Origin of the sequence: Antrihabitans spumae (genome assembly GCF_043944905.1) — a bacterium.
GTDB classification, from domain to species: domain Bacteria; phylum Actinomycetota; class Actinomycetes; order Mycobacteriales; family Mycobacteriaceae; genus Antrihabitans; species Antrihabitans spumae.
On sequence record NZ_JBIMSN010000026.1, the window covers coordinates 77,588 to 91,969 of the forward strand.

The 14,382-nt window shown below is 63.0% G+C and carries 12 protein-coding genes and 1 pseudogene; 6 read left to right on the plus strand and 7 right to left on the minus strand.

Translation table 11 applies throughout. From position 1 onward, the window contains the following. Positions 1–60: 60 nt before the first annotated feature. From ACHIRB_RS06785 to ACHIRB_RS06795, 3 genes are all read left to right on the plus strand, one after another. Positions 61–1,236, plus strand: coding sequence for a serine hydrolase domain-containing protein (locus tag ACHIRB_RS06785; protein WP_395123712.1), 1,176 nt, complete (start codon positions 61–63; stop codon positions 1,234–1,236). A 29-nt stretch (positions 1,237–1,265) separates the two neighbouring features. Then, positions 1,266–2,489, plus strand: a complete 1,224-nt coding sequence (locus tag ACHIRB_RS06790; RefSeq protein WP_395123711.1) for an alpha-hydroxy acid oxidase — start codon at positions 1,266–1,268, stop codon at positions 2,487–2,489. Between the two features lie 121 nt (positions 2,490–2,610). After that, positions 2,611–3,366 (plus strand): DUF1460 domain-containing protein, encoded by a 756-nt coding sequence (locus tag ACHIRB_RS06795; protein WP_465254669.1) that lies wholly within the window; start codon positions 2,611–2,613, stop codon positions 3,364–3,366. Positions 3,367–3,382: 16 nt separating this feature from the next. Here the strand turns inward: ACHIRB_RS06795 and ACHIRB_RS06800 are convergent, their stop codons facing one another. After that, positions 3,383–4,627 carry a serine hydrolase domain-containing protein gene (locus ACHIRB_RS06800; protein ID WP_395127648.1) on the minus strand — a complete coding sequence of 415 codons (1,245 nt, stop codon included), beginning with the start codon at positions 4,625–4,627 and terminating at the stop codon, positions 3,383–3,385. A 120-nt stretch (positions 4,628–4,747) separates the two neighbouring features. Between ACHIRB_RS06800 and ACHIRB_RS06805 the strand changes: the two genes are divergently transcribed. Next, positions 4,748–5,395, plus strand: a complete 648-nt coding sequence (locus ACHIRB_RS06805) for a TetR/AcrR family transcriptional regulator (RefSeq protein WP_395123710.1) — start codon at positions 4,748–4,750, stop codon at positions 5,393–5,395. A gap of 317 nt (positions 5,396–5,712) precedes the next feature. On the opposite strand, the pseudogene ACHIRB_RS06810 reads toward ACHIRB_RS06805, so the two are convergent. The 5 genes and pseudogenes from ACHIRB_RS06810 to ACHIRB_RS06830 all read right to left on the minus strand — a co-directional run bounded on the left by ACHIRB_RS06810 (position 5,713) and on the right by ACHIRB_RS06830 (position 10,968). After that, a pseudogene (locus tag ACHIRB_RS06810) lies at positions 5,713–6,683 on the minus strand (glycine betaine ABC transporter substrate-binding protein). Beyond that, positions 6,680–7,417, minus strand: coding sequence for an ABC transporter permease (locus ACHIRB_RS06815; RefSeq protein ID WP_395123709.1), 738 nt, complete (start codon positions 7,415–7,417; stop codon positions 6,680–6,682). The pseudogene ACHIRB_RS06810 and the gene ACHIRB_RS06815 overlap by 4 nt, the downstream one beginning before the upstream one ends. Further along, a complete protein-coding gene (locus tag ACHIRB_RS06820) occupies positions 7,414–8,649 on the minus strand; it encodes an ATP-binding cassette domain-containing protein (protein WP_395123708.1) in 1,236 nt (411 codons plus the stop codon). Before ACHIRB_RS06820 ends, ACHIRB_RS06815 begins: the two co-directional genes overlap by 4 nt. Further along, positions 8,646–9,290 (minus strand): ABC transporter permease, encoded by a 645-nt coding sequence (locus ACHIRB_RS06825; protein ID WP_395123707.1) that lies wholly within the window; start codon positions 9,288–9,290, stop codon positions 8,646–8,648. Before ACHIRB_RS06825 ends, ACHIRB_RS06820 begins: the two co-directional genes overlap by 4 nt. Positions 9,291–9,510: 220 nt before the next feature. Next, entirely contained in the window at positions 9,511–10,968 is a 1,458-nt protein-coding gene (locus tag ACHIRB_RS06830) for a flavin-containing monooxygenase (RefSeq protein WP_395123706.1), read from the minus strand. A gap of 215 nt (positions 10,969–11,183) precedes the next feature. Between ACHIRB_RS06830 and ACHIRB_RS06835 the strand changes: the two genes are divergently transcribed. Further along, entirely contained in the window at positions 11,184–12,419 is a 1,236-nt protein-coding gene (locus ACHIRB_RS06835; protein WP_395123705.1) for an acyl-CoA dehydrogenase family protein, read from the plus strand. Further along, the gene (locus ACHIRB_RS06840) at positions 12,416–13,840 is read left to right on the plus strand and encodes an LLM class flavin-dependent oxidoreductase (protein WP_395123704.1); all 1,425 of its coding nucleotides are present in this window, start codon (positions 12,416–12,418) and stop codon (positions 13,838–13,840) included. The genes ACHIRB_RS06835 and ACHIRB_RS06840 overlap by 4 nt, the downstream gene beginning before the upstream one ends. Here ACHIRB_RS06840 and ACHIRB_RS06845 read toward each other — a convergent pair. Beyond that, complete coding sequence (locus ACHIRB_RS06845) at positions 13,837–14,334, minus strand: GAF domain-containing protein (RefSeq protein ID WP_395123703.1); 498 nt, start codon at positions 14,332–14,334, stop codon at positions 13,837–13,839. The genes ACHIRB_RS06840 and ACHIRB_RS06845 overlap by 4 nt on opposite strands. Positions 14,335–14,382: the final 48 nt, after the last annotated feature.

A 14,382-nucleotide genomic window follows, 5' to 3' on the forward strand; every position in this document is an offset into this window, starting at 1 on the left:
GTCCCGAAACTCGTTCGCGCCTCCATCGAAATATGCTTCTGACCAGCTAACCTTCGCCGTATGCGCGCCCTTGTCGTAGCCGTCGTCACCGCACTTGCTCTACTGCCCGGAAGCGTCGGCCCCGCCAACGCCGCTCCGCCGACGCTCAATCCCGGATCCGAACCCGGTAGCGCCCGCGAACAAGATCTCGTGACGACCGCAGCGGAGGAGATACTTGCCTCGACCGCGAAAGGCGTCGCCATCGCGATCGTGAAGCCGGGCATGGGACCCGATTTCGCTGTCACGACGACCTACTACTTCGGTGCGGCCGACGTCGCTGCAAACCGCCTCGTCGGACCTGCCACTCAGTTCGAAATTGCCTCCGAGACAAAGACCTACACGGGAGCACTACTGGCACAGGCCCTTGCGGCAGGACTTGTACAACTCGACGACCCGGTGAGCAAATGGGTGCCGGCGCCCCATACCGTTCCGAGCTTGGACGGTGCCGTGATCACTCTTCGCGACTTGGCAACACACCGCTCCGGGCTGGCCGACGACCCACCGAACCTCGGCAACAAGGCCGACTACACCGTCGAAAAGCTATGGGAGGGACTGGACAACGCCCAGCTGCTGTCGAAGCCGGGTTCCACGTGGCTCTACTCGGACTGGGGTTTCGGTCTGCTCGGCACCGTGCTTGCGAACTTATTCATGCCGAACCAGCCGCAACCACCGTTCGGACCGGTCGTTACCGAAAACCTCACCGCTCCACTCGGTTTGGACTCGACACTGTTGGAGATTCCGACACCGGATCGGGCCGTCGGCTACAACGAAAACGGCCCGGCACCGTACTGGAACAACACGGCCGCTCTGGCGGGCGGTGGCGGACTGCTAAGCAACGCAACCGATATGGCCGACTGGTGCCGCGCAACGCTCGGAATCGGACTCGACCCCTTGGCTTTTCTGCTGCCGACCGAACTCCTACCGCTCGCGAAGGGTGAGGACAACAAGGACGGCATGGGCATGGCATGGCAGCTGTATCCGAATGCTATCGATTTCCCCGTGCCCTACGCATACAAGAACGGTGGGTCGTCCGGCTTCAGCAGCGCCACGTTCCTGGTTCCAAGCACGAAATGGGCCATCACCGTTCTGTCCAACGGGCACGACGATCAAGCGGTCTCGACGGCGGCGCGCAAGGTCATGACAGAGTTGGCCCGTGAGCCTGCACTGCCCGGGACAGGAAGCTCGTTCGGGTCCTGACTCCGACCGGCTGGTAGTAGACAGGACCTATGCCTGATCGCACACCACGCCACCTCCCCCGTTGGTCCGAACTGCAACCACTGCTCGGTGCGCGCAAACCGATACGCAATCCCGTCGACAGGCGACTTGCCCGGGCGCACACGATAGCGGATCTCCGCGACATTGCCCGTCGTCGTTCGCCCCGTTCGGTTTTCGACTACGTCGACGGCGCGGCGGAAAGCGAGGTCGGGATCGGTCGGGCTCGGGACGCGTATCGCCGCATCGAGTTCAGTCCGAGAGTGCTGCGGGACGTGACGAGGGTCGATACGTCGCGGACCATCCTGGGTAAGCGTGCTGCGCTCCCGCTGATTCTCGCGCCGACCGGATTCACCAAGATGATGCAACACGAAGCCGAACCCGCCGTGTTTCGAGCGGCCGCCGATGCCGATGTCCCCTATGCACTCTCGACGATGGGCACCACCGGCATCGAGGAACTCGCCGCCGTGGTGCCGAACGGCCGACGGTGGTTTCAGCTGTACCTCTGGAAAGACCGCGCAGCGAGTATGGAACTCGTCGACCGGGCACTCGACAGCGGCTACGACACGTTGCTTGTCACAGTCGACACCCCTGTCGCCGGCGCGCGTCTGCGCGACGTCCGCAATGGTCTGACCATCCCTCCGCAACTGACGTTCTCGACGTTGGCAGACATGTCTCGGCATCCGTCGTGGTGGTTCAACCTGCTCACCACCGGACCGCTGGAGTTCGCGTCGTTCAACTCCTTCGACGGAACCGTCGCCGAGTTGATTGCCAAGATGTTCGATCCGTCTGCAACGCTGGACGATCTGGCGTCCATCCGCGCGGCGTGGCCACACAGATTGGTGGTCAAGGGAATTCAGAGCACCGATGACGCGAAGGCCGTCGTCGACCATGGCGCCGACGCGATCGTCGTCTCCAATCACGGCGGACGCCAACTCGATCGCGCGCCAACGCCTCTCGAACTGCTACCGAGCGTCGTCGAGGCGGTCGGCGGTCGCGCGGAGGTGTTCGTCGACACCGGCATCATGCACGGCGGTGACTTGGTTGCTGCGGTCGGTCTCGGTGCAACCGCAGGCATGGTCGGCCGCGCGTATCTGTACGGCCTGATGGCAGGCGGCGAGCGCGGCGTCGCCCGCGCGCTCGACATCCTGCATACCGAGACGACTCGGACGCTGCAGCTCCTCGGTGTGACCAGCATCGATGACGTCGGTCCCGAGCACGTCCGCCTGCGAACCTAGGCGGTGCTTGCGTCCCGGGGACTAGCGTTGACACGGACCGACCGATTCACCGCTCCCGGAGGCACACTTGCGCACCGTTGCACGCATCCTGCTACTCGTACTCGCCGTTGCGTGCGGCACGATGCCGATGCTGCCCCTCGCCTCCGCCGCGCCGTCGGCTGCGACGATCGACGACGCCACCTACAGCAGGATCAACGAACTGCTGGCAGTCCGAAACGGTGCAGGCGCCGTGTCCAAAGGTGAGCTCACCGAGCTGCTGTCACGACAGTTTCTCGGTACGCCCTACGTCGCCGATGTGCTGGTCGGTTCGGCGACGCAACCCGAACAGCTGGTTGTCGACTTCAACCGCCTCGATTGCTTCACCTACCTCGACTACGTCGAAGCCCTCAGCAGGTCGGCCGACCGGGATCAGTTCGTGGCCAACCTGATTGCCACACGCTACGTCGACAGCCGCGTCGACTTCACCCAACGCAAACACTTCTTCACCGACTGGTCGCATTCTCCCCGTATCGCGGCCGACGATATCACCGCGGCACTGACCGCCGCCGCCGTCACCGTCGACAAGCAACTCAACGCCAAAGGCGATGGCGGGAACTACCTTCCGGGAATTCCTGTCGTCGATCGCGCCATCACCTACATTCCGAGCGGTTCCGTGAACGACGATGTCATCGGCCAACTGCGGACCGGCGACTACATCGGCGCCTACGCCGATCTGCCAGGCCTCGACGTCACCCACGTCGGCATCTTCGTGGCGACCCCGAGCGGTCCGGTGTTCCGCAACGCGTCGTCCATCCCGGGTGTCGACAAGGTCGTCGACTCGCCCTTTGCCGACTATGTCCGATCGACGCCGGGCATCGTGGTGCTGCGGTCCGAGTAGGGATCGACGTGTTAGGTCAGCGCACCGGTACCGCTGCGCTGATGGCAGCCGTGACGGCGGCCATGCCGACGAAGGATTCCGGCGACGCCGCCTTGCCTGTGTTGACGAATGCCGCCGACAACTCTCGTGACGGGTCGGCCCAGCACACGATGTTCGTGAAGCCGAGATGTCCGAACGCGTCGGGCGTGCCGAGTCCGAACAGGCTGGCGTAACGCTCGCCGAGCATGAACCCGGGCGAGAAGCGGATTGGCGCAGGGAAAGAATCGTCGATGACGAGTGGTCCGGCGGCGGTCGTGGCCCTGTCGATGGTGTCGCGATCCAAGATCTTGCGGCCGTTCCACGTGCCACCGTTGGCCAGCATCGCGAAGATGCTCGCCGCATCGTGCGCGCTCGCGTAGGCACCTGCTGCGGGCACTACCGCCGACATACCTCGAGGCGTATTCATCGCTGGTGCAATATCTTCCGGCGATCCGCCGAGCAATCGAGTCAGCAGCGGGCTGATCAGAGGCAGGCGTTTCGGTCCTGTGGAGTAGCTCAACGCGACCTGGTCTCGACGGTCGAGTGGGACGCCGTACGTGACGTTCGGCGTACCGAGCGGGTCGGTGAGTTCGGTCCGCAGTAGATCGTGAAGATCGCGCCCGGAGGCACGATGTGCCACCTCCCCAAGGACGTATCCCGCCGTCGTCGCGTGGTATCCCTGCCGGTTCGCATTCGAAAGCGGCGCGTCGTACAGGGCCTGAAGCACTGCATCACTGTCGAACAAACTGTCCGCGTCCGCGATGTGAGGCGGCAGTTTGGCAATGCCTGCACGGTGCGTCAGCAACGACCGGATCGTGACGTCCTGCTTGCCGTTTCGAGCGAACTCCGGAATATAGTGCGCAACAGTGTCGTCGAGCTGAAGGAGATCCTGCTCGACAAGTCGATGAATGATCAGCGCGGTGATCACTTTCGAGCACGAGAAGAGACAGGCCGGCGTGTCCGTGGTCATCAGGTCGTCGGAATCCAGGCGGCGGTGCCCGATAGCACGGTCCAGAATCACCTGACCACGATGGCGGACAACGAGACTCATTCCCGGGTGCAGTCCCGTTCGATAGAGGGTCTCGACGGCGGTCCAGGCACGGTTCACCGCACTGGCCGACAGGTCGAGATCGGCCGCCGGCGTTTCGACACCACGGGTAGTCACCCCACCGAGACGTAGCGGCACACGAACACGGACACCGAGCGGGGTTGCGGCGACCAAGTCGTCGACGATGTTCATCATGCCTCGCTATCGATCGGTCAGTCCTGGACACGTTGTTGTTCCACCAGGCCTGTTGGGGTGAGACATAGGTTACCAACAGTAAGTTACCGATAGTAGGTTTACTTCGGTAAGGTTGGTCACATGACGAGACCTCGCATGTCGAGAACCGATCGCGAAGCGCAGATTCTCGACCTCGCAGAGACGCTGTTCGCCGAGCAGGGTTTCCACAACGCGACGATGGACGAACTCTGTGCCCGCGTCGGTGTCACCAAACCGGTGATCTACGAGTACTTCGGATCGAAAGACGGCGTGCTGTCCGCAGTGCTCGCAAAGGCACGAATCGGACTGCTCGAAGCGACGCAAACAGCTGTGGCGGCGTCGACCGGACCCGAGGACGCGCTGCGCCGATCTTTGGTCGCGTTCTTCGAATACACCGACCTTCGTCGCGGCGCCTGGTCGCTGATGAACCACGAGTCGACGCTCGCCGGCGGTGTCGCCGCCGACGAAGTCGATGCGGTACGTCGGCAACAGGCGGACTTCACAGCCACGATGATGCAGGCCTACGGCCAACCACGTGACAAGCACGAATCCGAAGCCTTCGCATTCGTCATCATCGGGGCCTGTGACCAGGTCGCCCGCTGGCGGGAGAACAAGCCCGACATCACCGCCGAACAGGCGGGGGGTTACGTCTTCGACGTCGTCTGGGGTGGTCTGCGCGATCGCATCTCGACGCCGGCTGCGCTCGACTTCGCTACCGAGTTACCGACCTCGCAAGCCCGATCCGGGTAGCGACGTCGGTAACTCGGTAGCGAGGTGAACGTGTTCCAGCGCCGTAGCCATCGTGATCACGCGACGTCGCTATCCGCGGAATTGGTGGGTGCGCCAGACTCGACTTCAGCCGTGTACCCCGCCCCGACCATTGTCCATAGCGCGTGGGCGGCCTTCTCCTTGGCCAAGCCGGCACGGAAATCCCTCGCCGATTGCCGTGAGACCGAATCCTGATGCGGTGCAACGCATAATACGAAAGTCTGCCGACTTCACCGACCCAGTCGTGAGTCCTTTCGGAGGGCGGAACCTCCAAAAGGACTCACGAGCGGCGGAGCCGCCTACTGGATCAGCGACTCCTTCTTCAGCCAGTCGTAGGCGACGTCAGCTGGGTCTTCGCCGTCGATGTCGACCTTGCCGTTCAGTTCCTGCATCAGGTCGTCGGTGAGTCGCTCGGAAACCTTGGCGATCAGATCCGCGATCTCCGGGTATTCCTCGAGGACCGCATCGCGCACCACGGCAGAACCGCTGTAGGGCAGGAAGAACTTGCGATCGTCCTCGAGGACGGTGAGGTTCAGATTCTTCACGCGGCCGTCGGTGGTGTACACCATGCCGAAGTTGCACGGCGCGCTTCGGGCGGTCGAGGTGTACACGACACCCGCATCCATTCGGGTGACGTTGTTCGACGGCACACCGCCCGGCGCGTTGAGCGCGATACCGTACGTCTCGAGCATCGGTACGAATCCGTCTGCACGGCTGAAGCATTCGTCGTCGACGCAGAAGGTACGGTCGGACTCAGGCAACTTGGCTACGTCAGACAGTGTCTTCACACCGAGCCGTTCGGCCGTCCCTGCCGATGCGGCGAACGCGTACGTGTCGTTGAAGTTCGCCGGCGGCAACCACTCCAGATTGTGGTCCCGCTTCTCGACCTCGTAGACGCGCTTCCACAGTTCGTCGGGGTCGGTGATCACTTCGGTCTCGCCGTGATAGTTCACCCAGCCGGTGCCCGTGTACTCCCACAGGATGTCGGCATCGCCGTTGAGTTGGGCCTGCCGCGACGACGCGGACCCAGGTGCACCCGTCAGGTCGGTGACCTTTGCGCCGGCCGCGGCCAGATACGTCGCGGTGATCTTTCCGAGCAACACACCTTCGGTGAAGCTCTTCGAGGTGACGACGATCGGCGCACCGTCCAACGGCTTTCTCCGCCGGGCAGCGACGCGTCGTGGAAGGTGCCCGACGAGCTGACCAGCCCACACCCTGCTGCCGCAACGACGGCGAGAGTCGCTGCAGCCAAACGCAACCGGCGGATCATGCCACTCCTCGTGGGGTAGCGACCAACTCAACCAACCGGCGGAGCCAATCGATGGTCAACGCGAGCAGGCCGACCAGAATGGCACCGGAGATGAGCAGTTTCGGCAGGAACAGCGTCACGCCCGTTGTGATGAGAGTGCCGAGGCTGGTCGCACCGATGAACGTGCTGAGCGTTGCGGTGCCGACCAAGATCACCAGTGCGGTCCGGACGCCGTTGAGGATGACCGGGACCGCGAGCGGCAACTCGACCTGCACGAGCGTGCGGACGCCCGAGTAGCCGATCCCCCGCGACGCCTCGATGGTCCGTTTGTCGACCTGATCGATACCGACGATGGTGTTCTGCAGAATCGGCAGAATCGCGTACACGACGAGACCCACGACGGCGGTGCGGAATCCGGTACCGAGCCACATGGTCAGCAGCACGATCAATCCGACGGCAGGTGCGGCCTGGCCGACGTTGGCGACGTTGATCACCACCGGCTTGAAGGACTTCGCCTTCTCACGCGTGAGCAGGATGCCGAGAGGAATGGCGATCAGCACCACGATCGCCGTCGAGGTCAGCGTCAGTTTGATGTGCTCGACGATCGTCGTGCTGAGGTTGTCCCAGCCAAGCGACGCGGCCTCGGTCGACGTCAGCGTGGTCGACCGGTACCAGATCACGTAGCCGATACCGAGCACAAGAATGATCAGCGGCTCGAACCACACATCGATCGGCGTGCGACGAAGTCGATTCATGCCGTCTGGTCCTCGGCGTAGGCGGCATAGGACACCTGGTCGTCGCCTGCACGCGCGTCGGACAGCTGGCCGCGGATCACCGACATGATCGTCGCGATCGTCAGCGCGCCGGTCACCGCTCCCCTGCCGTCGGTGACGAGGACCCCGCCCTGACTTGCGGCGAGCATGGAGTCGAGTGCGTCGTTGAGTGTCGACGACGGTGCCACGGTGGGCAGCCGACTGTCGACGTAGTCGGTGATTCGATCCTTTGTGGCGACTTCTTCGAGCGACGGCCACGAGCGTGCCCGACCGTGCTCGTCGACGACGACGATCCACGTCGCGCCTTTGGATCGCGCCCGAGCGATGACTTCCTGCGACGAGTCCCCCACTCGCGCGGTCACCACCGAATCGTGCTCGACGTCTTTGACCCGCGACAGGGTCAGGTGCGCGAGCGTCGCGCCCGACCCGATGAACTCTTCGACGAATGGAGTGGCCGGTTTCGCCAGGATCTCTTCTGGGCTGGCGTACTGCTCGATATGGCCGCCCTCGGACAGGATCAGCACCTTGTCGCCGAGCTTTGTCGCCTCTTCGAAATCGTGTGTGACGATCACGATCGTCTTGCCGAGCTCGTGCTGAATCGCGATCAGCTTGTCCTGCAGACGAACTCGGGTGATCGGGTCGACAGCACCGAACGGCTCGTCCATCAGAAGCACCGGTGGGTCAGCGGCGAGTGCGCGAGCAACGCCGACTCGCTGCTGCTGTCCGCCAGACATGTCCTTGGGGAGCCGGTCCCTGAAGTCGTTCGCGTCGAGGCCGACGAGATCGAGCAGGTACTCGGTGCGATCGGCGATGCGCTTGGCGTCCCACCCGAGGACCCGCGGAATGGCTCCGATGTTCTTGGCGACCGACCAGTGTGGGAACAAGCCACCGGACTGGATGACGTAGCCGATCGACTGCCGCAGTTTGTCCGGGTCTTCGCCGGTGACGTCGCGGTCGCCGATGAAGATGCGGCCTTCGCTCGGCTCGATCAACCGATTGATCATCTTGAGCGTCGTCGTCTTACCGCAACCGGACGGTCCGACGAAGGCGACGATGTCACCTGCTTCGATCTCGAGGTCGATCTTCTGCACGGCAGGCTTCTTCTGTCCGCGGTGCTGCTTGACCACTCCATCGAGCCGAATGGCGGCACCGGTGACCGTGCGCTCTGCCTTCGAAGCAGTCTCGGACGCGGCTCCGCTCGTTTCGTCGGTCATGACAATCCCTTCGCGATGGTGAGGCGCCCGAGGAGGACGAGCAGGGCGTCGAACACCAAAGCGATGACGACGATGAGAACAGTTCCGGTGACGGCCATCTCGACGGAGTTGGTACCGCCAAGTCGGGACAGGCCGTTGAAAATCAGTGAGCCGAGACCGGGCCCGAGGACGTAGGCGACGATCGCGGCGACGCCGACGACCATCTGCGTCGAGACCCGAATTCCGGTGAGGATGACCGGCCACGCCATGGGCAGCGACACCGAGAACAAGATGCGGCGACGCGAAAGCCCGATTCCCTTGGCGGATTCGATGACGGAATCCGGCACCGATCGCAAGCCGACGATCGCGTTTCCGATCACCGGCATCGCCGCAAAAAACGCCAGCATGATGAACGACGGAACTACGCCGAGACCGAACGGAACGATCAGCAATGCCAGCAAGGCCAGCGACGGAATGGTCAACGCCACGCGGCTGCTCGTGAGGGTCAACGCGGAGAACAATGGGAATCGATACACCGCTATTGCGATGACGATCGCGACGAGTGTTCCGACGAGGACGGTCTGAAAAGCAAGCGACGCATGCTGATACGTCAGAAACGCAAGAAACTCCCCCCGTCCGTCGAGGTAATTCCAGATACTCACGAAACGTCCTCCCGCGGGCCACTTTGTTCGTGGTGCACCGATTTCCGGTACATCGGACGGCGACGTTACCGCTGGACTGCGAATCGCGTCGGCGTTTCGGTAGCTCGATCGGCGCCCGTAAAACGGTCGACTACATCGATACCTGGCAGAACAAAGCAACCCTGGACGCGTAAACCTTTGGAATCATGGCGATTTTAAGTGCGCGAATTTGGACGGCCGATCAAGAGACCGGTCCGGAGAACTCCAAGACATCGTCGTGAATACTGCCGCTGCGCAAGTTGACTCGGTCGACGAAGAAATTCATCTTCAGCTTCCACGGCGCCTCGGAACCTTGCTTCGGGAACTTGTCGACGGTCCGCAGAACGTAATTCGCCGCGAAGTCCAGAAACGGTTCTTCGCCGACATCCGGATTGCGACGCGGCACCATAACCGTCTTTCCGCTCTTCTTCATGTGCTTCAACAATCGGACGGTGTACTCACACACCAGATCAGCCTTCAGTGTCCACGACGCGTTGGTGTATCCGATGACGAAGACGAAGTTCGGGATGCCGCTGAGCATCATGCCCTTGTATGCCATCGTCGATGGGAGATCGACATCCTCGCCGTCCACAGCGAGTTGCACCCCACCGAACACGTGCAGGTTGAGACCCGTTGCCGTGACAACGATGTCCGCATCGATCTCCTTGCCCGACTGCAGCCGGATACCGGTCTCGGTAAAGGTGTCGATGTGGTCGGTCACGATGTCGACCGTGTGCTTGCGGAGCGCTTTGAACAGATCACCGCTGGGAACCAAACAGAGCCGCTGGTCCCACGGGTCGTACTTCGGCTTGAAATGGGTGTCGAAATCGACGTCGTCGGGAAGTTGGCGTTCGAGCAACTTGCGCAGCAGCAGCCGTGCCTCGTTCGGGCGACGTCGGCAGAATTCGTAGAACCCGATACTGATGGCCAGATAGCGGCCACGCACCGCCTTGGACGCGTACCGCGACGGGAGTCGCTTGATCAGCTGCTCGGCGATGGGGTCCGTCGTCGGCTGGCTGATGATGTAGGTCGGCGACCGCTGCAACATTGTCACGTGCGCAGCTACCTTCGCGAGGTTCGGAATGAGCGTCACCGCGGTCGCACCCGAACCGATGACGACCACTCGTTTGCCCGCGAAGTCGAGATCTTGCGGCCAGTGCTGCGGGTGAACGATCTGTCCCTCGAAGTCGCTCAGCCCGGCAAAGTCCGGCGTGAAACCCTCGTCGTAGCGGTAGTAGCCCGATGTCGACATCAGGAAGTCGCACGTGAGCTGCGACGTCTCGCCGGTATCGGTGTGCTCGATGCTGACCGTCCACCGTTCGTCGGCGCTCGACCACTCCGCGCGCACAACCTTGCTGTTGTAGCGGATGTGGTCGAGGACCCCGTTCTCAGTTGCCGCTTCCTCTATGTAGGCACGGATGTCCGCGCCGTCAGCGATGGCCTTCCGTCCGGTCCACGGCTTGAACCGGTAGCCGAGGGTGTACATGTCCGAATCGGATCGGACCCCCGGGTAGCGGAACAGGTCCCAGGTCCCCCCGAGCGTGTGACGAGATTCGAGCACAACATACGACCGCTCGGGAAGCCGCCTACCGAGATGGACTGCCGCGCCGATCCCAGAGAGTCCCGCTCCGACGATGATGTGATCGAAATGCTCGGTCAACTTCGACTCCTGACAGTTGGGTGCGCGCCACGATGCGCGTCCTCACCGACCGGGTTCGGTCGGCGACGAATGTCGGTGAGTCTATGCATTGCCGTTTACATCCGTAACAGATACGTCGAACGCCGCCGCCACCCCGACCCGTCGAGGGGCAACCTTTTCATTCCCGCTGCGCGCAACTCGTTGGCGAAACCGACTTCTGGACGACGATCTCGTCTATGACATCTATTGCTCCGAAGACTGCCGCGAGCAGAACTGCCGATTCCGAGTTGGACGCGATCTTCGCACCGATTTTCGACCGGATCGCCGTCGGCGCAGTGGCGCGCGAGGTCGACCGCCAGCTGCCCTACGACGAGGTCGGCTGGCTGAAAGAAGCCAAGTTCGGTGCATTGCGCGTGCCGGTCGAGCACGGCGGCTACGGCGTCACTGTTCGGCAGTTGTTCCGCCTTCTCATAGACCTTGCTGCAGCCGAATCCAATCTGCCGCAGGCGCTGCGCGTCCATTTCGTCTTCGTCGAGGATCAGTTGCTCGCCGAGCAGGGATCCGCGCGTGATGGCTGGTTGCGCGCCGTCAGCACCGGCACACTCGTGGGCAATGCGATTACCGAACCCGGCGTCGGCGCGGTCGACCGCTACCGGACCACCCTTACCCCCGTGGGCGACGCGTGGGTGCTCAACGGCGTGAAGTCGTACAGCACCGGCTCGTTGTACGCCGACCACATTCTGGTCGCCGCCGACCGCGACGGTGAACGTCTCGGCGTGCTGGTCGATGCAAACGCCGAGGGTGTCCGTCAGCACGACGACTGGGACGGCTTCGGTCAACGACTTACGGCGAGCGGCACAACCGAATTCACCGATGTCGCAGTCGCCGATGACCGGATCCTCGGACCCGGCTACGGCGGCGCCGGACCGACCTATGCGACGTCGTACCTGCAACTGTTCCAGCTCGCCGTGCTCGCCGGCATTGCGCAGCGAGCCGAACGCGATGTGCGCGAGTGGGTTTCGGCTCGGACCCGTACGTTCACCCACGCTTCCGCTGATCTGCCACGCGAAGATCCCCTCGTGCAGCAGGTCATCGGTCGGTTGTCCGCGGCATCGTTCGCCGCGCGTGCCAGCGTCCTCGCGGTCGCCGACGTGTTGGACGGCGTCCTCGACAGTGGCGCGACCGACGAAAAGAGTCTTGTCGCAGCAGAACTCGCGGCAGGCCAAGCTCAGCTCGGCGTGATCGACACGGTCCTCACCGCCACCAGCCAAATATTCGAACTTGGTGGTGCGTCGATCGTCTCGGAACGCCTGCGGTTCGACCGGCATTGGCGTAACGCTCGCACCATCTCGGTGCACAACCCTGCGATCTTCAAGGCGCGATCGATCGGCGACCACCTGCTCAACGGTACCGACCTGCCTTTTGCGTGGAGTGCGGGCGAGCGTAAGACACCACAGGAAGCCACCCGATGAGCCGCAGAATCAGGTTCAACGCGTTCGACATGAACTGCGTTGCCCACCAGTCACCGGGCCTCTGGCGTCACCCCGATGATCAGTCGCATCGTTACAAGGATCTCGATTACTGGATCGATTTGGCAAAGCTGTTGGAGCAGGGCCGATTCGACGGTATCTTCATCGCCGACGTACTCGGCACCTACGACGTCTACGGGGGTGACGACACCGAAGCGATCCGACAGGGTGCGCAGATTCCCGTCTCCGATCCGTTGCTGCTCGTTTCGGCGATGGCCGCGGCAACCCGCAATCTCGGTTTCGGAATCACGACCGGGACCGGATTCGAGCATCCATATCCGTTCGCGCGCCGGCTCTCGACGTTGGACCACCTCACCAAGGGCCGGCTCGGCTGGAACGTGGTCACCGGCTACTTGCCTTCGGCTGCAAGAAATTTCGGCGCCGACGATCAACTCGATCACGATGCGCGCTACGACCACGCGGACGAGTACCTCGAGGTGCTCTACAAGCTGTGGGAAGGTTCGTGGGAAGACGACGCGGTTGTTCGCGATCCGGTGAGCGGCGTCTTCGTCGATCCCGCCAAGGTCCACCACATCGGCCACAAGGGAACGCATTTCACGGTTCCCGGCGTCCATCTGTCGGAGCCCTCACCACAACGCACGCCGGTGATCTATCAAGCCGGCGCATCACCTCGTGGCGTGCGATTCGCCGCAGAGAATGCGGAGGCGATCTTCGTCGCTGGGCCGTCCAAGCGTGTGCTGGCGCAGACCGTCTCGCGAATCCGGGATGCACTCGAAGCGGCGGGCCGCGACCGTTACGCGGCCAGAATCTACGCGCTGGCAACCATCGTCACCGACGCCACCGACGACGCGGCACAACGCAAACACGAGGAGTACCTGTCCTACGCGAGCGTCGAAGGCGGGCTCGTGTTCATGTCGGGTTGGATGGGAATCGACTTGTCCACCTACGATCTCGACGATCCGATCGGACAGGTCGAGAGCAACGCGATCCAGTCGGCGGTCGCTGCGTTCCAGGAATTCGACGACGACGGTCGCGAGTGGACGGTGCGCGACATCGGACGCTGGGCTGGTATCGGCGGCATGGGTCCGGTGTTCGTCGGATCCGGTGAGACCGTTGCGGACGAGTTGCAGGAATGGGTCGACGAAACCGATCTCGACGGTTTCAACCTGGCGTACGCGATCACGCCGGGATCGTTCGAAGACATTGTCACCCATGTCGTTCCGGTCCTGACCGAACGTGGTGTCTATGCATCCGAGTACGAGGCGGGCACGCTGCGCAACAAGTTGCTCGGCGCTGGTGACCGAGTGCCCGACAATCACCGCGGCGCGAACTACCGCATCGGGGCGCCCGGTTCGACCGCACTGCCGGACTCGGAGGTTCGCGCGACTGCGTTGACCGTTTAGGTCGTGCGATCGCCGAGGGATTCCAAGAAAACCTCGGCGATCGCTTCGAGCCCGACCCGATCGGCATCGCCGAAACGGTTGGGCAGCGGGCTGTCCAGGTCAAGCACACCGATGAGTTCGCCTGCCCGCACCAACGGAACCACGATTTCGGACCGAGTGTCTGCGTCACAGGCGATGTGCCCGGCGAAGGCGTGCACATCCGGGACCACCTGGGTCTGCCGGGTCGCCGCTGCCGTCCCACACACCCCGGTACCCAACGGGATTCGGATGCACGCGGGCTTGCCCTGAAACGGGCCGACCACCAACTCGCAGCCGTCGAACAGGTAGAAGCCCACCCAGTTCACGTCCGGCAAGGCGTAAAACAGCAAGGCGGACACATTCGCCGCGTTGGCTATTCGGTCGCTCTCCCCCGCTGTCAGCGCCTCTGCCTGCGCGGTCAACTGCACGTATTGTTCGGCGCTGTCTCCGACAAGTTCGGCAACGGTGAAAGACATTGCGTAATGATAGTCAGTCGCACATGCTGTGCACTCTATCCATTCGCC